Here is a 19,705-nt window from a genome sequence, read left to right on the forward strand (position 1 = left end):
TTAATTTATAATAAGTTATTGGGTTTGGATTAAAGAACCTTTGCTTCGTTTTTCAAAAGCCTTACCAGCTCAGCTACATTATCTTTATCCACTAATTTCACAGCTCCTTTAGCTGGTGGAAGCTCATATTTACTCGCTTCAGCTTGTGTATCCTGAGAAACAGGTTCTACTACCGTCAACGGCTTAGTTCTCGCAGACATGATTCCACGCATATTTGGAATTTTCCATTCTGCAATTGGCTCCTGGCAACCAGCAATCAGTGGAAGACTTGCTTCTAGCATTTCCTTACCACCTTCGATTTCTCTAGCCATTTTCACAGAAGATCCATCTACATCTAGTTTCATCACTGGGGAAAATGAAGGAATTCCCAACAACTCTCCTACCATGCCATGAACCATTCCGCCGTTGAAATCAATGGATTCTCTACCCATCAAAATCAAATCGTAAGCTCCTTCTTTGGCGTAATGTGCAATCTGCTGCGCAACGAAATAAGAATCTTTCGGTGCAGAGTTTACTCTAATCGCTTCATCAGCCCCTATTGCTAGTGCTTTTCTAAGCGTCGGATCAGAATCCGCTTCTCCTACATTCAAAACTGTTAACTTTCCACTCGCTTGATCTCTCAATTCAACAGCACGAGCCAAGGCATAATCATCGTAAGGGCCAATAATATATTGAACTCCCGTAGAATCAAACTTGGTATTGTCGGCCGTAAACTGAATCTTGGAGGTAGTATCGGGTACGTGGGTGATACAAACAAGAATCTTCATTGGTTTAGAATTAGATTAGTTTAGATTTATTTCTCGTGAAAATAACAGTAAGCACTTAATTAAAAAAACTATTGATGACCAATCTGGACAGGATACAGTTACTAAGACAATATACCGAAGAAGAACCAGGGAATCCCTTCAACTGGTATGCCTTGGCTATAGAGTTCCGAGAAACAGATCAAGATGAGGCATATTCACTCTTTGCAAAATTACTAGATGAACATCCAACTTACCTTGCCACCTACTTTCCAGCTGCGCATTTATACGCCGAAATGGGCGAAATAGAGCAATCTAAAGTGATTTTTGAAAATGGTATCTCTCTGGCTCGTGCCGAAAAAAACACCAAAGCTCTGCAGGAATTACAGAATGCTTATCAGAATTTCCTTTTTGAAAATGACTTAGATTGAGAGCTGAATGGCTTATTCTTAGGGGAAAATTTTGAATTTTTTAACTTTTTAGGAATAAGAAAATATCCGTTCTTGAATTCATGAAACAACTATGTCTGATTTTTATATTGGCAGCACTTTTCAGTTGCAAATCGCGTAATTCAACTGATAATTCACCTCAGTCTTTTACCCTTGAAATCAAGGATTCCATACAAGTTGATTACCTAGGAAATCTTAATGTTTTTGATTTTGATCCAGAATCAGGCCTCTACCTGGGAATAGATCATGGTTTGAATTCTATTTTACTTTTTGATGAAAAGGGAACATCCCTGCATCACTATGATCTACAAAAAGATGGGCCTAACGCGATTTCTTGGCTTCAGGGAAAAAGTTTTTTGGAAGGAAAGGTCACAATTATGGATTCCCAAAAGGGCTTGATTCAATTCGGAAACAACGGTGAAATAAGCCGAAGAATCGAAATGCCTTTGGAATATCTACACCTCAATGGATTAAATTTTTCTGCCTATTCACTAGGCGATACTTATGCCTACATACGCCCAGAGAGAGATCTCAGTGACTACTCAAATACGTCTGCATTTTATCAGAAAATCTATACAAGTCCTATTTTGGAGACCTATAATCCTGAAACAGGAGAAATAACCAACACAATGAGTTTTCCTCCAAACACAATTTATCAGGATGGAAATTATTATCGTTGGATGTTTCCTACTGTCGAGAAAAGGGATGGGAAATGGTATCTCTATTTCTTAGCCGAAAGAAAATACCATGTATATGAAGAGAAAGGCGATGAGTTGATTTATTCAAAAACTGTATATCTAACTATTTCTGATGCCGTAGACATAATCGGTGTGCCAATCGAAAATCCAGAACTCATCAATCAACAGCGAGAACCCAATATTTTCGGGAGAATTGAAGGGCTTTATCCCTTGTCTAATCATACAGTAGTGATCTATACCAAAGGGGTTGAAAAGGAAGTTTCGGGCCAACACGATCCTGAAAAGATGGAAGAATGGATGGATTTTATCAATGGAATCCCACGGTATGCAGCGATTTTGGATAAGAATGATTCGCTAATTCAAAAAGACATTGAGCTCCCAAAGGGATTACTTTTCAATGGAGTTTACAATAACGAAGACGAGATCATAGTCCTTAAAAATCAAGAGTATTTCGGAGAAGAGGAGAAAGTCACATTTTATAAATTCAAAATAACAAAATAAGAAGGTTAGGTATCGAATGTCCAAAAACCACCTACCGATGATATAATTCTTGCATCAACTTCCATTCAATACAAGTAGAATCGTTGCCATTTTCTTACCTTGATAATTTAATACTCCACTTCAAAGATTTTGCCTAATGATCACCCAAAAAGAGATGCTGACTCATTTTCTTCCAATTCTAGAAAAAAGTGGCAAACGCTATAAAAAGAAATCTATGGTCCGCGCCAAAAAAGCACAAGCGGGATTATTGGTAGTGACAAAGACTTCAGATGGAGATGAAACACAAAATACTGCTGAAGCGGGAGATTGGCTGGTAGAAAACCAAACGAGCACAAATGAATTGTACCTCGTAAAAGCAGAAACTTTTAAGAAGAAGTATACTTTAGTCCAATCTCTAGAACAAGGCTGGGGTTGCTATCAACCTAAGGGTGAAACTACAGGAATCATAGTAGCTAAAGAGCATTTAGAGGCATTCGGAGCTACAAATGTTATGGAATTTCAGGCACCTTGGAAGGCAACTATGATCGTCAAAACTGGAGACATGTTAGTCGTTCCGCCGGAAAAGGATGAGATTTATAGAATAGCAAAAAAGGAGTTTGGTGAAACCTACGTACAGATTTAATACACCTTAAGGTACTAATACGATTTTGCCTGTTTGCATCCCGTCACGCATTCTATCAAAGGCTTCTTCAGCTTGATCAAATTTGAAAACCTGATCAATAATTGGCTGAATTTTCTTTTCGCAGACCAAAGAAATCATATTCTTAAAATCAAGATCTGAACCCATCGTGGTACCCATGATTTTCAACTGATTCCAGAAGATTTTTCTAGCTTCTATTTTATTAGGATTTCCTAGAGTCGCTCCGTAAAAAACTATTTTTCCTCCAGGTTTAGCAACCTGAATCAGATGATTTAGTGTATCACCAACAGCGCCATCTATGATCAAATCAAAGCCATTTGTCTCCTCTAATGCTTTTGTTATCCAATTATGATCCAAATAGTTAAAGGTCTTTGACACACCTATAGCTTTAGCTCGTTCTAACTTCGCTGGACTACTGCTACTTGTGGACACATTGGCGCCAAGAGCCATTCCAAATTGCACAGCAAATTGGGCTACTCCACCACCGAAACCAGTTACAAGCAAATTTTCTCCTGCCTGAATTTCGCCCTGATAAGTAAGTGCTCGAAACGCCGTTAAACCTGCAAGCGGCAATGCTCCAGCTTCTTCCCAGGTCATGTGTGCTGGTTTGTCGTAAAGTCTGTCCACAGGAACAATCACTGAATCAGCCAAAGTCCCATTTCTAGGTATTCCAAGAATCTCAAAGGAAGAGCTTTGCACTTTTTGGTTTTCTCCCCAGTTCAGCGCAGGGTTAATAATCACTTCTTTTTGCAACCAATCATAGGCTACTCCCTCTCCTATTTCAGTGACAATTCCAGCTCCATCAGACCCGAGTACTACACCGTCTTGAATATTTGGATAGAGACCTTTTCTACACCATTCGTCACGGTGATTTAAGGCTGCTGCCTTTATCATGACACGAACTTCTCCTGGTTGCAAATTCCGAGTTTGAACTTCTGCAAGAAGTAATCTAGAATCTTGGTTGCTATCTAATGTAATTGCTCTCATTTCAAAAATTTAAAAAGCGTCTTCCGAATTATTTCTATTCAACAAATCATCTCCATCATCGCTATTGGCTTTACTCTGTAGCTTGATCGTATTACCCGAGTCAAACTCAGAAACTCCACTAGACTGAGCTGCAAACGTAGGTCTGTAGACTGCATTTGCGCCTTGTGGATCTTGCATATTACCGAAGCCATCCAAATCCTGAAACTTAGTATATCTACCGATAAAGCGAAGTTTCACATTGTCCAAAGAACCATTTCTGTGCTTGGCGATGATCACTTCACCCACTCCTTGAGTAGAATTACCATCCTCATCTTCCGTAATTCCATAATATTCAGGACGGTAAAGGAACATTACCATATCGGCATCTTGCTCGATGGCTCCTGATTCCCTCAAATCCGAAAGTTGTGGTCTCTTATCTCCTCCTCTGGTCTCCACTGCTCTAGAAAGCTGTGAAAGTGCAATTACCGGCACCTCAAGCTCCTTAGCGATTTTCTTCAGGGCTCGGGAAATACTCGCAATTTCCTGCTCTCGGTTACCTCCTCCGCCACTTTTGGAGTCACCAGACATCAGCTGCAAGTAATCAATTACAATCATCTGAATATCGTGCTGAGCTTTTAGTTTTCTACATTTTGCACGAAGCTCAAGGATAGAAAGGGCAGGTGTATCATCTACGAAAAGCGGTGCTTTGGATAGTTTGGCAGTCTTGTGAACCAATTGTGCCCACTCATGCTCTGCAAGTGAACCTTTCTTGATTTTCTCAGAATCAAGTTCTGCTTCCGAGGAAATAAGTCGATTCACCAACTGTATGGAGGACATCTCCAAAGAGAATATGGCCACTGGTCGATTGTGATCTACTGCTGCATTTCTCAAAACAGAAAGCACAAATGCTGTCTTACCCATCGCAGGACGTGCTGCAATGATGACCAAATCCGATTTTTGCCAACCTGCTGTCACACGATCCAAAGCTGTCAAACCAGAAGGAACACCTGTCAGTCCGTCCTTTTGACCTTTTCTAGCTTCCAATTCTATGATCGCCTCTCGCATAATGGACTTCATGTCAGAGTAATTTTTTCGGATATTCTTTTCAGATATCTCAAAAAGATTCTGCTCCATTTTATCCAACAACTCAAAAACGTCTGTGGTCTCTTCGTAAGCATCCTTTTGGATGTCAGAAGCGATTTTGATCATCTCGCGCTTGATGGATTGCTCGGTTATAATTCTTGCGTGATATTCAATATTGGCAGCAGAAGCTACCTTAGAAGTAAGTTCGGTTACATAGAAAGCGCCGCCTGCAATCTCCAATGTCCCGCTTTTGCGAAGCTGAGAAGTCACGGTAAGAAGATCAATTGGCTGACTTTCCGTAAAAAGATCAAGAATTGCCTGAAATATGACCTGATGCGAATCCTTATAGAAACTTTCCACCTTCAGGATATCGATCACATTTGTGAGCGCTTCCTTCTCCAGCATCAATGCACCAAGCACAGCCTCCTCAAGATCAGTCGCTTGTGGCGGCATTTTTCCGAGCATGCTTGTGTTTTGGTGAGTTGGTTTGTTACGGGTGATACGTGGGTTGTTACTATTTTCGGCCATGGAACAAATGTATTGGGAAAAAGGCAAGAGTTTTAAACAACTTTTGCCCGAGTTATCAACAAAGAGAAGGCATCAAGAATCAAGCCTCAAAGGGGAAATTATTTATAATAGACACCATTTCTATATCCTCGGAACATGCTACAAAGCATCGCCCAGGAAAAGTGCCATAACATCTCAGAAAGTGGGATATTGAGTATTTTGAAGCCTAAAATAGGCTTATCTAACATACCGTATTGATCCCAAAAATTCGGAAATAATATATTAAAATTGATGTAATAGATCACCAATGATATGGCAAGCGTAGCGAAAGCTGAGATAATAGATAATCCAATTAAATCGGGTCTTTGAATCCAGATATAAACGGATAAAAGGAAGAAAGTCAAGAAGGTAACGTAACCTGAATGGAAGCCTAGTATAACACTAAAGAAGGTCAAACTTCCACAACCAATCAGGAATATGTAAAAGAAGTCCCAATTTTTGGGGATCATTTTTTTATCAAAGTCAATCTCTTTATTGGTGAAGGAAGAGTGGATGTATCCCCCTACTCCAAACAAAGCAAAACCAATGATATAATCTTCTAGCCCTACAATCCCTTCCCCGAATAAAGTAGGCGGTCGCCAATAGTCCCGGAAATACCAAAACTCTGCAATCATTCCCATTAATCCTCCAACTGCCCCGACTCTGATCATCCCACTTTTCCAGGGATTCTTGATAAAAATCAATGTCCAAGCAATCATGAACATCAATGCTAAACTGAGGTAAGCGTATTTATCTGGAATCATTCTATTGGGTTTGGCTCGAAAATAGGCAAATTGTACCACTCAGAAAAAATGTTTTGATTTAGAATTGCTAGTCTCCTGAGCACCCGATTATTATTTTTAAGTTTGAAGTAGAATTCCAACTCATTATTTAGCTCAATGAATAACTATCATTTTATAGCCATCGGTGGAGCCGTGATGCACAACCTAGCTTTGGCACTTGTAGAAAAAGGATACCAAGTAACCGGTTCTGACGATGAAATCTATGAACCATCACGAACCCGATTAGAAAAAGCAGGGATTTTACCTGCTGAATATGGATGGTTTCCAGAGAAAATCACTTCCAAACTTGATGGTATTATACTTGGAATGCATGCTAGAATAGATAATCCGGAGCTTGTAATAGCTCAAGAATTAGGCATACCAGTTTTTTCCTTCCCTGAATTTATATTCAATCAGAGCCAGAATAAAAAACGAGTTATCGTGGCGGGTTCACACGGAAAGACCTCTATCACTTCCGTGATATTACATGTGTTGAAAGATCAGAAGGTAGATTTTGACTACTTAGTAGGTGCACAGATCGAAGGATTTAATTTGATGGTAAAACTGTCGGATGCTCCAGTGATCATCATTGAGGGCGACGAATACCTCACTTCTCCCCTAGATAGAACTCCAAAATTCTTCCATTACAAGCATGACATCGCTTTGGTAAGTGGTATTGCTTGGGATCATTACAATGTGTTTCCAGACTTTGACGAATACAAAGAGCAGTTTAGCAAATTGATGGATTTGACTCCGGAGTCAGGTGAATTGATTTATTGCGAAGCTGACCCACTTGTGAAAGAAGCAGCAGAAAAAAGTGAGATTCCAGCAAAGAAAACTGCATATAAAGCTCATCCTGCACTTATTCTAGAAGGTAAAACTTTCCTTGAAACAGAAGATGGCTTAGTACCTATTTACATTTTCGGAGAGCATAATCTTCAAAACCTTCAAGGTGCGATGGATATTTGTTTGGCTTTAGGATTGACAAAAGAGCAGTTCTACGAAAGCATTCAGACGTTCAAAGGCGCTGCAAAACGTCAAGAGCTTTTGATGCAAACTGATAACTCCAGCCTTTTCAGAGACTTTGCGCATGCTCCTTCCAAACTGAAAGCAACGGTATCAGCTGTTAAAACCCAATTCCCAAACAGAAAATTAGTTGCAGTGCAGGAATTGCATACTTACTCCTCATTGAATAAGGAGTTTTTACCTAATTATGCCAAGTCCATGGAAGCTGCTGATCTGGCAATTATCTACCTTGATCCGCATGCTGTAGCGTTGAAAAAGCTAGAACTAATGGATGAAGAGACACTGAGAGATGGCTTTCAAAGACCTGATTTAAAATTATTTACAGATAGCAAGGACCTTAAGGAATTCCTTTTGGCTCAAGATTATACAAATTCCAACCTACTTTTGATGAGTTCTGGATCCTATGACAAAATGGATCTCGAACCGATTAAAGCTAAATTCAAATAACCATGCAGTTAAACTTGAAGAATTCCGTTTCATTTTTTGATCTGGAAGCAACCGGAATCAATATCTCCACCGACAGAATTGTGGAGATTTCCATAGTAAAAGTAATGCCAGATGGCGGGCAAGAAATCTTCACAAGAAAAATCAATCCTACCATACCTATTCCGCTGGAATCTTCGCTCATCCACGGCATATATGACAAGGATGTGAAAGAAGAGAAGACTTTTAAGGAATTGGCTAAAGATATATTCCAGTTCATTGGCCAGTCAGATTTGGCTGGATTCAATGTTTTGAAGTATGACATCCCACTATTAGTAGAAGAATTTCTTAGAGCAGGAATCGAATTTGATTTGGATAAGAGAAATTTGCTGGATGCGCAGAAGATCTTTTTCATGATGGAAAAGCGTAACCTAACTTCCGCCTATAAATTCTACTGTGGCCAAAAACTAGAAAATGCACACAGTGCTGAAGCGGACACACTTGCTACATTGGATGTATTCAAAGCGCAAATAGAACGATACCTCGGGGAGGAAATGGAAGATCTTCAGGGAAACAAAATGGGGATCATCGAGAATGACATGAAGAAACTTCATGATCTTCTAAATGAAAGAATGGTAGATCTAGCTGGAAGATTTGTGTTTAACAACGAAGGCGTAGAGGTATTTAATTTTGGAAAGCAAAAAGGAACTCCTGTTACTCAGGTACTCAAAGAAGAGCCAGGTTATTACGATTGGATGATGCGAGGCGATTTTCCGCTTGATACCAAAAGAAAACTTACTCAGATCAAACTGAGAGGATTTAATCAATAACCATATTTATCTCAACTATCCCCCAAAAAGTCATACACTTCTTGGGGGATTTTTTTGTAAAGGAAAAGGTTAGCATGTATAATTCAATATTACTCCACTTCACAAATCTTTAACTTTTTGATAATGCAACACGACTAGTCCATTTCGTACTGCCACAGTCTTTAGAGCAAGCAATTGAATTTGCTTTCACTGGAATTTCACTCCAGTGATTCACTAAGACAACGTTGCATGCGTCCATCACGGCAGGAGATCAAAGATTTGGTCAACAGGTATTTAGAAGACAAGATTACAAAGGCTGATTTTGACTCATTTTTAAACGGCTTGGATGATCCTGAAGTGCGAGAAATCTACAGTGAAGCGTTGAAATCAAGTTTTGAGAATAGCCTGAATGAAAATAGCGCTTACATACTCACTTCTAAAAAACAAACCTTCAGTCATCAGCTGGGCAAATACTGGATGGGCGTGGCTGCCACTCTTCTTTTGCTGGCAAGCTTTAGTTTTTTAATATTCAATTACCTGCAAAATACTGACACACAAAGCTTCACACTATATCAAACAGTTTTTGCAGAGCAGAAAAACATCTCTCTTCCTGACGGCACCGAAGTAAATCTGAATGTAGCTTCTTCCTTGGAGCAGATGCCTTTTGAAAATCAGGAAATGAGAAAAGTCAATCTCCGTGGCGAAGCATTTTTCCAAGTGGCAAAAGACAAATCTCATCCCTTTGAGATCACCACCCAAGCTGTCAAAGTCATGGTGCTGGGCACTGCTTTTAATATTTCCTCTTACGAAGAAGATGAGATGATAGAAGTTTCTGTGACCGAAGGCACTGTAAATGTATCGCTGGCATGGGAGAATTTGGTCATCGACGAAACCCTCACTATCGGTCAGCGAATCCAGATTGACAAGCATGCTAAAACTTACCGAGTAGTAGAATTCAATGAGCCCATTCACTGGAAATCCCAGGTTTTAAACTTCAATCAGACTGATTTCGAGCAGGTAATAAACACGCTGGAAAGGTGGTATGGACTTGAGTTGGATGTCAAAGATTCGAGTCTTTACGAGCTAAAACTTACTGGTCAATTCAAGGATAAAAGTATAAATGAGGTGATCTCTGCGATAGGCTTTTTGGCAAATAGAGAAGCCGATTCGAACGAATTGATCACCGTGATTTCGAAAAAGTCTAAACCATCTGAAAATTAATTTTTCCTAACAATAAAAAACATTCATGAATTAAGACTTCACAAATAAAGATGCAAGTAAACTCTAATCGACCAACAAGATCAGCGGAAATCAGCGACTTTTTTCTGCGTCAATCTGCGGGAACTTTTTAGAGACTTTCAAAAATAAAAACCACGCTGAAGAGAATTTGACGAAGACCTACAGCGTGGCGATTTAATCAAGCAGTAAACAAACCACTTAAACGGACAAAGTATGGAAATTACATTTACTAAAAAACATCTTTTACACCTTGGCAGAGCATGGCTCATGCTGATGATGCTGTTGCCCAATTGGGTACAGGCGGCTGAATTGGGCCAGGACAAGATCATTTTGATCTCAAGTAACAGCCTTCCTCTGAAGCAGTTTATCTCAGAAGTAGAGTCTCAAAGCGAGTACAAATTCATCTATGCAGATGGGATTCACGAGCAGCTTTCTCAGAAAATCACTGTAAGTACGAAAGCAACTATTCAGGATTTACTCAAAGAAGTTGCGGTCACCTCTCCTTTTGAGTTTAAAGTAATGGGCGAAAACATCCTCATCCGCAAACCGCAGACTGAGAAGTCTTTCCCGGTGACTGGAATAGTGTTGGATGAAACTGATTTGCCATTAGCCGGCGCGACCATTCTAGTGAAAGGCACTACAAATGGCGTAATTACTAATATCGATGGCAAGTTTTCTATTGAAGTTCCTACCAAAGAGTCCGTATTGATTTTCAGCTACGTAGGCTTCGAAACTCAGGAATTCGCTGTTCAAAATCAGACTTTTTTCTCCGTGAAGCTTCTTCCAACTTTTGCAGATATGGAAGGAGTAGTCGTGACTGCCTTGGGTATAGAAAGAGACGAGCGGTCGCTAGGATACTCAGTTGCGGAACTTGATGGCAATGCATTCCAAAACGGTAGTCAGGACAATGCACTAAAATCTATCGCTGGGCGAGTACCTGGAGTAAGCGTGAGCTCTACAGGTGGTGCAGGCTCCTCAGTGAGTATGGTCATCCGAGGAATAAGCTCTTTAAGTGGAGATAATCAGCCTCTATTCGTAGTAGATGGGGTTCCTATCATCAACAGCCTGAATAATATCTCCGAAATCGGAAGTGAAAACAAAGTGGATTATGGTAATGCAATTTCGGATTTGAACCCGGAAGACATAGAAAGTATGTCTATTCTGAAAGGTCCAAGTGCAGCTGCTCTATACGGCTCCAGAGCTGGAAACGGGGTGGTTTTGATCACAACCAAGTCAGGCAAAAAAGTCAATGACGTAACGGTGACAGTTTCTTCAAACACACTTTTGGAGATGCCATATAAGTACCTTCCTTTTCACAGCAAATTTGCCACGGGAGTAAGACCTTATACACCTGACAATAACCCCTATCCAGGAGGTCAACTAGTCATCGAAGAAGGTTCTTCTGCTGGTGCTGGCCCAGAATTAGACAAAGGTTATACTGCAATTCAATGGAATAGCCCGTTGGATGCTGATGGTAATCGTATCCCAACACCTTTGGTATCACATCCAAACAATGTTTCTGACTTTGTTCGTACAGGCGTGACTACTACCAACGGAGTATCTGTGGCAAACAACAATGAATTCATCAATTATAGAATCGGCTACACGAACCTGAGCAACTGGGGGATTATCCCAAATTCTGATTTTTCCAGAAACAACCTTTCGATCAATACCACGCTAAAGGTCAATCCTAAATTGACGTTGAGTTCCAGTTTGAATATCAACCAAACAGGTTCTGACAATAGACCAGCTGGTAATCGTGGCACGAATCCACTGGAAGCGGCTTACAAGGTTTCTCCCCACATAGATATCAATGAATTGAAATCCTACTGGGTACCAGGTCAAGAAGGAATTCAGCAGCGCTCACAGGCGATCGGAGATTACAACAATCCATATTTCTTGGCTTATGAAGTAAACAACAGCTTCACTAGAAACAGGGTCTTTGGAAACATCGCGTTGGATTACAAATTCTCAGATAATTTCAATGTGAAAACAAGCTACATGCTAGACATGTATTCTGAGAGAAGAGAGTCTAAGATTCCAATGAGCTATACAGGTGATCCAAATGGCGGATATGGCTTGGTCAATTTGGATAGAATGGAAAGAAACATTGACATCCTAGGCACTTACACTAAGGACTTCAATAATTTCCACATGACACTTTCAGGCGGTGGAAATCTGAGATTCAATGACAACAACTCCGTACAGAACTCTACCAAACCTGAAGGTTCCGGCTTGATCGTACCAGGTGTTTATACCTTGAGCAACACTTCTTCTGAAAACTTGATTTACACTTCCTCTACTTCGCAGAAGGCAGTGAGCAGTGTCTATGGACTTGCCAACTTTGGTTTCAAAGACCTGATTTACTTGGATGTCACAGCTAGAAATGATTGGTCATCTACTTTGCCGGAGGCTAATAGATCTTACTTCTATCCTTCCTCTTCTTTGAGTTTGATCCTGAATGAAATGATCGATATGGGCAATTCTATCGATCTCCTGAAACTAAGAGCTGGCTGGGCACAGGTAGGTAATGACACCGATCCTTACAATCTATACCAGGTATTAAGCAATAACGGAGAATGGGATGGACAGACACGATTGACTGTGCCAGACAATTTGAAAACTCCAGATCTGAAGCCTGAAATTGCTACCTCTTATGAATTCGGTCTTGAGTTGATTGCACTTCAAAATCGTCTGAAATTCGACGTCACTTATTTCAATACTGACAACAAAAACCAAATCCTTCCTGTGACACTCCCTTCTTCCTCGGGCTTTACCTCCAAGTATGTGAATGCGGGTTTGGTAAATAGCAAAGGCTGGGAAGTAATGCTTGGCGTGACTCCTATCAGAACAGATGATCTAACGCTGGACCTGAGTTTCAACTACTCTAAGTATAGAAGTACAATCGTAGAATTGACTGACGAAGTGGATGTATTCTACCTGTGGTCTGATTCCCGAGGTGGTGCCTGGACATATGTGGGCGATGAGATCGGAGATATTTATGACAGAGGTTTGGTAACTGTAGAGGACAAAGAATCTCCTTATTACGGATATCCAATCTTGGATGAAGATGGAAGTTGGAATGCCGTAAACCAGGCCACCGCGAAGAACAAAATCGGGAATTTCAATCCTGATTTCCTTGCAGGAATGCAGGTAAACTTGAGATACAAGAGATTGAGCTTGAGCTTAAACTTTGACTGGAGACAGGGCGGTGATTTCGTGTCTCAGACTTACAGATACTCCGAATCAGATCTGAAAACGCAGCGTTGGCTGGATCAGATGATCGATCCAAGTGGAATGCAAGGAAAAGAATTGAGAGATTACCTAGTAGCTAATCAAGGTCAATTCATCACAGACGGAATCAATGTAGTCGGTGGACCAACTGCTGAAAGTGGAGGATACCCAATCGAATACAATGTAACTGTGAATGACGGGGTATTCAATCCTGGCGTAATCGCGCAATACGATGACCAAGGAAATGTAACAGGCTATATCGAAAACCTAGGTGAAGAGGCAACCAAGTTCATCCCTTACGCTGACAACTATCCATGGAGCTTCTTCGCGCCAGCTACATTTGACGCCTCTTATTTGAAACTGAGAGAAGCTGCAATCAACTACCAGCTTCCAACTGAGTTTGTCCACAAGCTAAAAATGAAGTCTATCAACGTAGGTGTCTATACTAGCAATCTGATCCTTTGGACTAAAGCCAAGGTGGGAATCGATCCAGAAAATGCATTCCAACCAGAAGCTAATGGCACTTTCAAACAAGGGATAGAGCGATACAATGTCAATCCTTGGGTCATCCCAGTAGGATTCAAAATCAACGCCTCATTCTAATCTGTAATCACTTTTTGACATCAGAAAATAAAGATTCAATTATGAAAAAATATATCAATTACCTCAGCGCATTGGCCACAGGCTGCATCCTTTTGGGAGCCGTGACTTCCTGCAAAGACCTCACTGAGACCAATATCAATCCAAATGGAGTGGAATCAAGCTCCGTTCACCCAAACCTTATCCTAACTACGGTGCTTTCCAATACCGCTACGATGGATGTAAGTCTAGGTTTTGGCGATATGGCAGGAGTCATGCAGCACACCCAACTCGACGCTTGGTTCAGCGGACATAACAATTACGACTGGTCAAACCAGAGTTGGACGGGAAATTACAGTGTTTTGGAGGACATCAAACTGATGGAGCAACGAGCTGAAGCGCTAGAACTTCCATTCTATCTGGGCCTTGCCAAGGTGATGAATGCCTATCACTTTGCCCGTATCGCTGATCTCTGGGGAGATGCGCCCTACCTGGATGCCGTAAGCGGTGACAAGGGTGGAGAGCAATACCTTCTTCCTGCATTCGATTCTCAGCAGGTAATCTACGAAGGTGCAATCAATGACTTGAAGGAAGCCAATGATATTCTTGCAGCAGTGGGTACGTATGAAACTACGCCTCAGGACATTCTTTTTGAGGGAAATGTGATGAAATGGAGAAAGTTTGCCAACTCCTTACAACTGAGAATCTATTTGAGAGTTTCTGAGAAAATGCCAGAATTCGCCAGCTCAGGAATACAGCAAATCCTAAGTGATCCCACCAATTTTCCTATCATCACCAATGTAATTGATGACGCTGCGATTTCTTTCCCAGGCGCATCTTCCAACACCTCTTGGCCATCCAACACGGAATTTGATGGATCGAATGGTAGCAATTACCGAAGAATCAAAATGTGCTCTACGCTAGTGGATGTTCTTCAGAGTTTGAACGATAGCAGAATTTCAGTTTGGGCGGAGAAAATCCAAGTACCTATTGTCATCGATGATACGCTGCCTGCAGACACAGACGAGATCAAAGACGGCGTGAGATACATCTCCTCAGATGTCGCGGAAGGCAGACAAGTGGATACCGATCCTGACTATGTGGGAATTCCTCCGGCGGTTTCCAACCTTCCAAGTGAGTACAACCTAAACCCTACACCAGGTCAGCAGTCGTATAATCCTCATGTTTCTTTTGTGAGTGAAATGTATCAAGATCCATCTGGTCCTTTGCTGAAAGCTAGATTGATGAGTGCTGCGGAAGTACAGTTTATCTTGGCTGAATCAGCACTAACTGGCCTTGGTGCAAGTGGATCTCCTCAGATGTATTACGAAGCTGGCGTGAGAGCTTCCTTCGAAGCTTGGGGTCTATCGGGAGATTATACAGATTACATTTCTGGAAAAGCTGCTTTTGACAATACCCTGGAACAGATCATCACCCAGAAATGGATTGCAAGCTGGTCGGCAAGTACAGAAGCTTGGTTTGACTATAGGAGAACAGGTTTCCCAGCTTTGACAGCAGGTCCAGCGGCTGTGAGAAGTGCTCTTCCCCTACGCTTCTACTACATGCAGGATGAGTTGACGATAAATGAGGACAACGCCACTCAGGCTGTGAGCCGATTGGAAGTAACTCAATTTTCTCAGTCTGACGAAAACAACAGTGCATGGTCAAAATTCTGGTTGCTTCAGGGCACCGGAAAACCATGGTAAAGACATTGCCCAGATTTATGGTTTCTGGGTGATAATCGAGTCTTTTTGACAAAGAGCAGGCTGCCTCATTCAATTGGGTGCAGCCTGTTTGGTTTTTGGGGGGATGAAGAGAAGAGAATATTTTGAGCTGTGTGGACAATGAGTATATAACTCATTCTTTACCATAGTTTTGAAACTTTAATTCTGTAAATTTTGCAAATTCGAATTATGGAAAAAATCTTAATTGAACCAGAAGATAAATTCAAACTTGATCTTGTGAAGTCAATGCTTGATGCTATGCGCATTGGATTTAAGGTTGTTGTGGCAGAAAATGAGAATCCATCACCCAGTAGAGACCCATATTTCGACAACCCAAAGAACGTAAAAGAAATACTTCGAAGAAAAAAGGAAATGGAAACGGGATCCGTTGAACCAGAAACTTTAACCGAAGATGCTTTGAACGAACTTTTGAACAATGCATGAGCTAAAAAGTTGTTGACCCCCAGAGAAGATTATCAACCTATGACATCTGAGGTTATTATAATAAAAAATGGCCTGTGCAGACACAGGCCATTTTTATGCTACAAACCAAACTTCCAACTCTCCTATTTCACCAATCCATTCGAATCAGCTCTGTACATCCTACTCGTCACATAGAATTCCTTGCCAGTTGGGGATTTGAAATAATAGGCAATGTAGAATGCTTTTTGACCTTCTTTAGGCAAGGAAACCACATTTGATGCTCCCGATTTAAGCTTCTTAGACGTCCATTTCTCATCTCGGAAATCTTTGTCTTCTACCGACTCCGCCTCCCATAGTTCAATTTTCATAGGATCCTGACCTGTAGCTTTTAGCTCAAGATTCAGCTTATCTATTGCTCCATTTGAAACTGTCGTGAAAACCTCTGGGAGTGATTTACCAGCATTTTGATAAGCAACAAAAGCACTAACCGTCTCAAAAGCTATTTTCCCATCTCCTAAATCGTGACCGACGTTGGGAATGTAGATCAGATTATTCTGTCCAGGAATGCTGTCAATGTAGTTCTTCACCGCATCCACTGGCCAGTAAGGATCATTTGTCCCAATGAAAATCAACTTCGGCATGGTCAACTTAGCTCTGTAAGCATATGGATCCACCAAATCCATCGTCGCTAATCCTAGCTCAGAACTTGCCTGCTGCGGAATACCAAGCGCTACGTAATCCTGTATCTCTATACTGTAGTCCGCCCAAGTCTCAATTTGATACTGAAGACTCGTCGGCATATTCAGCACATCGATCACCATAGGCGCGATTCCCGTCACACGTGCATCCTGCGAACCTGTCAACCACGTGGTCCAGCCTCTCTTGGAAAGACCTGTAAGCATAAAACTTGTTATCGGAGCAGATAAGTTTGATTGGCTAAACTCCACCACTGCATCCATGGCAGTAGAAGCAGATTTGACCATTGGAAACAAAGCTGGCCACTCCAGATCGCCAGTTTCTTGAAACTGATGCAGTGTGTAAGAAATGATTTCATCTTCCGACTTCCCATCGAAAATCGGCTGATTCGGCACTTGAAATACTAAAGCAACCATGCTTTGATTCTGCAGAGCGAGCTTTCCCATGTTCTTTACTATTTCGTCATCCCGATCTCTATAAACCGGAATCCCTTCTTCGATTTTGCCGCCGCCTATATACAGGAGTGCTTTATCGGAATTGATTTTCGCTGGTTTCAAAATCACCAGGCGATGCTTCCAAATCAAGCCCTTCCATTCTTGGGAAGTGAGTTCCAATTCATATTGGGTCAGACCAGCATGGTTTACTGAGTCTTTCAGGGTAAATTGGAAATCAGGATTTGGCTTTGCCAAATAATCTGCCAAAGCAGTTTTGGTCGTTTGGGCAGAAAGCTGATAGTTAATCAGGAAGCTTAGCGCTAGGAGCGCAAGTGCATTAAGAAAGGTTCTTTTCATCTTCATATAAAGTTAATATTAAACAATAGCCTGAAAGTTGACTATCGAAGTCTATACTATGAAAAAGGCTATTAAAAAATCCACACTCAAAGCTAAGCAAAACTTAGAAGATAGCCATTTAAAATTATGATAATGAGTAAATTAAGTATGCTAAAACGACTGTTTTTAGCGGTTGTTTTTGCATTTCCAATAGGTGCCTATTCCCAGAGTTCAGACACAAATCAATCAAATGCACATTTCCTTCCCAGCTCAAAACCTGATCGAATTATACTCAATCTTTCAGAGAATCCATTGGAAGCGGTCGGAGTAAACTGGAGAACGGATACTTCTCAGCATACTTCCAAACTAGAATTTGCAATCGCTACAGCAGGACCAGAATACAGAGAATACACACAACTTTTACAAGCAAAAACTGAAATGCTCGTATCTCAGCAGGATGATGAGCCGACAATTCATGCGAATTACCATCAGGTGAAACTATCTGGATTGAAGCCCGGAGGACAATATGTCTATCGAGTGGGCGAAGGAGAAAACTGGAGTGAATGGTTTCAGTTTGCCATTCCTGAAGATGATAAGGAAGTGAACTTCTTGTATTTCGGAGATGCTCAAAACGAGGTAGTAGCTATGTTTAGCAGAGTTTTTCGCGAAGCGATAATCAACCTACCCAAGATGGATTTCACGGTTTATGCTGGAGATCTGATTAATCATGAAAGTGCTGACTTCGAATGGGGTGGCTGGTTTGATGCTGGACAATGGATTCACGCGACCATTCCTTCCATGATGACACCAGGGAATCATGAGTTCTCTAAAAATCCTCCAACTCTTACACCACATTGGAACGCGCAGTTCAATCTCCCAACAAATGGCCCAAGCGGATTGGAGGAGACTACCTATGAAGTCAATTACCCAGAATTGAAGATCATATCCTTGGATGGTGAGCAGATTGATGAGTCCCCTATTTACAGAAAAGCGCAGAGGGATTGGCTGAGAGATATTTTAACAACAAATCCTAGAAAATGGACCGTAGTGACCTTCCACTATCCTGTTTACGCAACTGCTCCAGATCGATATCATGACAAAATGATAGATTATATCCGGCCGATTTTGCAGGAATTCAAGGTTGATCTTGCGATACAAGGACACGATCATGCCTATGCTCGCGGGAGAGGATTTGAGGAAAATGGTCAGATGGATTATGAAAAAGGAACTGTCTACGTGGTCTCTATCGCTGGCCCAAAAATGTACGATGTAAAACCCGATAAATGGATGGATCGCAAAGCTTACGGCACGCAGACTTATCAGTGGATCAAGGTCAAAGAAAATGTGCTAAGCTTCAAAACTTACACCGCCCTTGGAGAACTCTACGATTCTTTTGAGATTCACAAAGACTCCAAAGGCGAAAACAAATTGATTAATCAAATTCCTAACACCCCAGAAAGACTTCAAGACAAATGAAAATTCAACACCTCTCTCTTAGCCCCATTTTAAAAAGTGCACTAGTATTTGCACTCGCATTTTTCCTACATCTTTCGTCTTTTGCCCAAGTCGATCAAATCAGAGAAAAGCTACTCAATACCAATGAGCTTCTCGTCGCCGCACATAGAGCTGCTCACCAAAAGCACCCAGAAAACAGTCTTCAAGCTATTCAAGAGGCGATTGACCTAGGTGTTGACATTATAGAAATCGATGCGCGCGTGACCACAGATGGAATCGTTTACCTGATGCATGATCAGACGATAAACCGGACCACTACTGGTACTGGTGATCTAGAGAAAATGAGCAGTGCTGAACTTAAGGAGTTCACGCTATTATTTGATGGCAAGGATTCTGGCATCGCTATTCCAACTTTGAAGGAAGCCTTGGCACTTTCAAAAGGAAAAATTATGGTTGACCTGGATTTAAAAACCGACAAAATCGAAGAAGTGATGGCTGTTGTCAGAGAGCTGGATGTATTGGATGAGGTGATCTTTTTCGACTCCGACTGGAAAATCCTAGCTGAAATCAAGTCTAAAATGCCCACAGCTTATCTGATGCCGAGAACTTATAAAGCCAACCAAATTAAAAAAGCCTACAAAAAGCTTGACCCTGTAATAGTACATATAGACCCGAGTTTCAACACGGAGAAAACCATTAAAATTGCTCAAAAATATGGTTTAAGAACTTGGATCAATTCACTCGGTGATCTTGACAAGGAACTCACCACAAATCCAAAACCTGAGCTTGCTTTTGACTTAGTGGAGCATGGTGCTAATATCGTTCAAACAGATCTGCCAGCTTTCTGGATTGGTATTAAATCACGAGTCAACCAGATCGATTGAGACAGCTCATTAGTGTTTTACTTCACCAAATGTTA

The 19,705-nt window shown here is 41.1% G+C and carries 16 protein-coding genes; 11 read left to right on the forward strand and 5 right to left on the reverse strand.

The window, feature by feature from the left end; all coding sequences use genetic code 11:
- Positions 1 to 29 precede the first annotated feature (29 nt).
- Entirely contained in the window at positions 30 to 767 is a 738-nt protein-coding gene (locus BM291_RS06990) for an electron transfer flavoprotein subunit beta/FixA family protein (RefSeq protein ID WP_092895697.1), read from the reverse strand.
- A gap of 74 nt (positions 768 to 841) precedes the next feature.
- On the opposite strand from BM291_RS06990, the gene BM291_RS06995 reads away from it, so the two are divergent.
- The 3 genes from BM291_RS06995 to BM291_RS07005 all read left to right on the forward strand — a co-directional run bounded on the left by BM291_RS06995 (position 842) and on the right by BM291_RS07005 (position 3,013).
- Positions 842 to 1,174: a tetratricopeptide repeat protein gene (locus BM291_RS06995; protein ID WP_092895699.1), complete on the forward strand. Its 333-nt coding sequence runs from the start codon at positions 842 to 844 to the stop codon at positions 1,172 to 1,174.
- Positions 1,175 to 1,254: 80 nt separating this feature from the next.
- Positions 1,255 to 2,391, forward strand: coding sequence for a glycoside hydrolase family protein (locus BM291_RS07000; protein ID WP_092895701.1), 1,137 nt, complete (start codon positions 1,255 to 1,257; stop codon positions 2,389 to 2,391).
- A 136-nt stretch (positions 2,392 to 2,527) separates the two neighbouring features.
- The gene (locus BM291_RS07005) at positions 2,528 to 3,013 is read left to right on the forward strand and encodes a hypothetical protein (RefSeq protein WP_092895703.1); all 486 of its coding nucleotides are present in this window, start codon (positions 2,528 to 2,530) and stop codon (positions 3,011 to 3,013) included.
- Between the two features lie 6 nt (positions 3,014 to 3,019).
- On the opposite strand, the gene BM291_RS07010 is transcribed toward BM291_RS07005, so the two are convergent.
- The 3 genes from BM291_RS07010 to BM291_RS07020 form a co-directional block, all read right to left on the reverse strand.
- Positions 3,020 to 4,018 carry a zinc-binding dehydrogenase gene (locus tag BM291_RS07010; RefSeq protein ID WP_092895705.1) on the reverse strand — a complete coding sequence of 333 codons (999 nt, stop codon included), beginning with the start codon at positions 4,016 to 4,018 and terminating at the stop codon, positions 3,020 to 3,022.
- Between the two features lie 9 nt (positions 4,019 to 4,027).
- A complete protein-coding gene (gene dnaB, locus BM291_RS07015; RefSeq protein ID WP_092895707.1) occupies positions 4,028 to 5,608 on the reverse strand; it encodes a replicative DNA helicase in 1,581 nt (526 codons plus the stop codon).
- A 98-nt stretch (positions 5,609 to 5,706) separates the two neighbouring features.
- Entirely contained in the window at positions 5,707 to 6,390 is a 684-nt protein-coding gene (locus BM291_RS07020) for a lycopene cyclase domain-containing protein (RefSeq protein WP_092895709.1), read from the reverse strand.
- Between the two features lie 135 nt (positions 6,391 to 6,525).
- On the opposite strand from BM291_RS07020, the gene BM291_RS07025 reads away from it, so the two are divergent.
- The 6 genes from BM291_RS07025 (at position 6,526) to BM291_RS07050 (ending at position 15,886) form a co-directional block, all read left to right on the forward strand.
- The gene (locus BM291_RS07025; protein WP_092895711.1) at positions 6,526 to 7,881 is read left to right on the forward strand and encodes a UDP-N-acetylmuramate--L-alanine ligase; all 1,356 of its coding nucleotides are present in this window, start codon (positions 6,526 to 6,528) and stop codon (positions 7,879 to 7,881) included.
- A 2-nt stretch (positions 7,882 to 7,883) separates the two neighbouring features.
- The gene (locus BM291_RS07030; protein ID WP_092895713.1) at positions 7,884 to 8,687 is read left to right on the forward strand and encodes a 3'-5' exonuclease; all 804 of its coding nucleotides are present in this window, start codon (positions 7,884 to 7,886) and stop codon (positions 8,685 to 8,687) included.
- A gap of 228 nt (positions 8,688 to 8,915) precedes the next feature.
- Positions 8,916 to 9,887, forward strand: coding sequence for a FecR family protein (locus tag BM291_RS07035; protein WP_092895715.1), 972 nt, complete (start codon positions 8,916 to 8,918; stop codon positions 9,885 to 9,887).
- Between the two features lie 231 nt (positions 9,888 to 10,118).
- On the forward strand, positions 10,119 to 13,742 hold the full coding sequence (locus BM291_RS07040; RefSeq protein ID WP_092895717.1) for a SusC/RagA family TonB-linked outer membrane protein: 3,624 nt from the start codon (positions 10,119 to 10,121) through the stop codon (positions 13,740 to 13,742).
- A 41-nt stretch (positions 13,743 to 13,783) separates the two neighbouring features.
- On the forward strand, positions 13,784 to 15,424 hold the full coding sequence (locus BM291_RS07045; protein ID WP_092895719.1) for a SusD/RagB family nutrient-binding outer membrane lipoprotein: 1,641 nt from the start codon (positions 13,784 to 13,786) through the stop codon (positions 15,422 to 15,424).
- Positions 15,425 to 15,631: 207 nt separating this feature from the next.
- Positions 15,632 to 15,886, forward strand: coding sequence for a hypothetical protein (locus BM291_RS07050; protein WP_092895721.1), 255 nt, complete (start codon positions 15,632 to 15,634; stop codon positions 15,884 to 15,886).
- Between the two features lie 122 nt (positions 15,887 to 16,008).
- Here the strand turns inward: BM291_RS07050 and BM291_RS07055 are convergent, their stop codons facing one another.
- The gene (locus BM291_RS07055; protein WP_092895962.1) at positions 16,009 to 17,352 is read right to left on the reverse strand and encodes a PhoPQ-activated pathogenicity-related family protein; all 1,344 of its coding nucleotides are present in this window, start codon (positions 17,350 to 17,352) and stop codon (positions 16,009 to 16,011) included.
- Positions 17,353 to 17,484: 132 nt separating this feature from the next.
- On the opposite strand from BM291_RS07055, the gene BM291_RS07060 reads away from it, so the two are divergent.
- Together BM291_RS07060 and BM291_RS07065 are read left to right on the forward strand one after the other, a co-directional pair.
- Positions 17,485 to 18,807 (forward strand): purple acid phosphatase family protein, encoded by a 1,323-nt coding sequence (locus BM291_RS07060; protein WP_245786795.1) that lies wholly within the window; start codon positions 17,485 to 17,487, stop codon positions 18,805 to 18,807.
- Positions 18,804 to 19,670 carry a glycerophosphodiester phosphodiesterase family protein gene (locus BM291_RS07065; protein ID WP_092895725.1) on the forward strand — a complete coding sequence of 289 codons (867 nt, stop codon included), beginning with the start codon at positions 18,804 to 18,806 and terminating at the stop codon, positions 19,668 to 19,670. Before BM291_RS07060 ends, BM291_RS07065 begins: the two co-directional genes overlap by 4 nt.
- Positions 19,671 to 19,705: the final 35 nt, after the last annotated feature.

Origin of the sequence: Algoriphagus aquimarinus (genome assembly GCF_900112005.1) — a bacterium.
Lineage (GTDB): Bacteria > Bacteroidota > Bacteroidia > Cytophagales > Cyclobacteriaceae > Algoriphagus > Algoriphagus aquimarinus.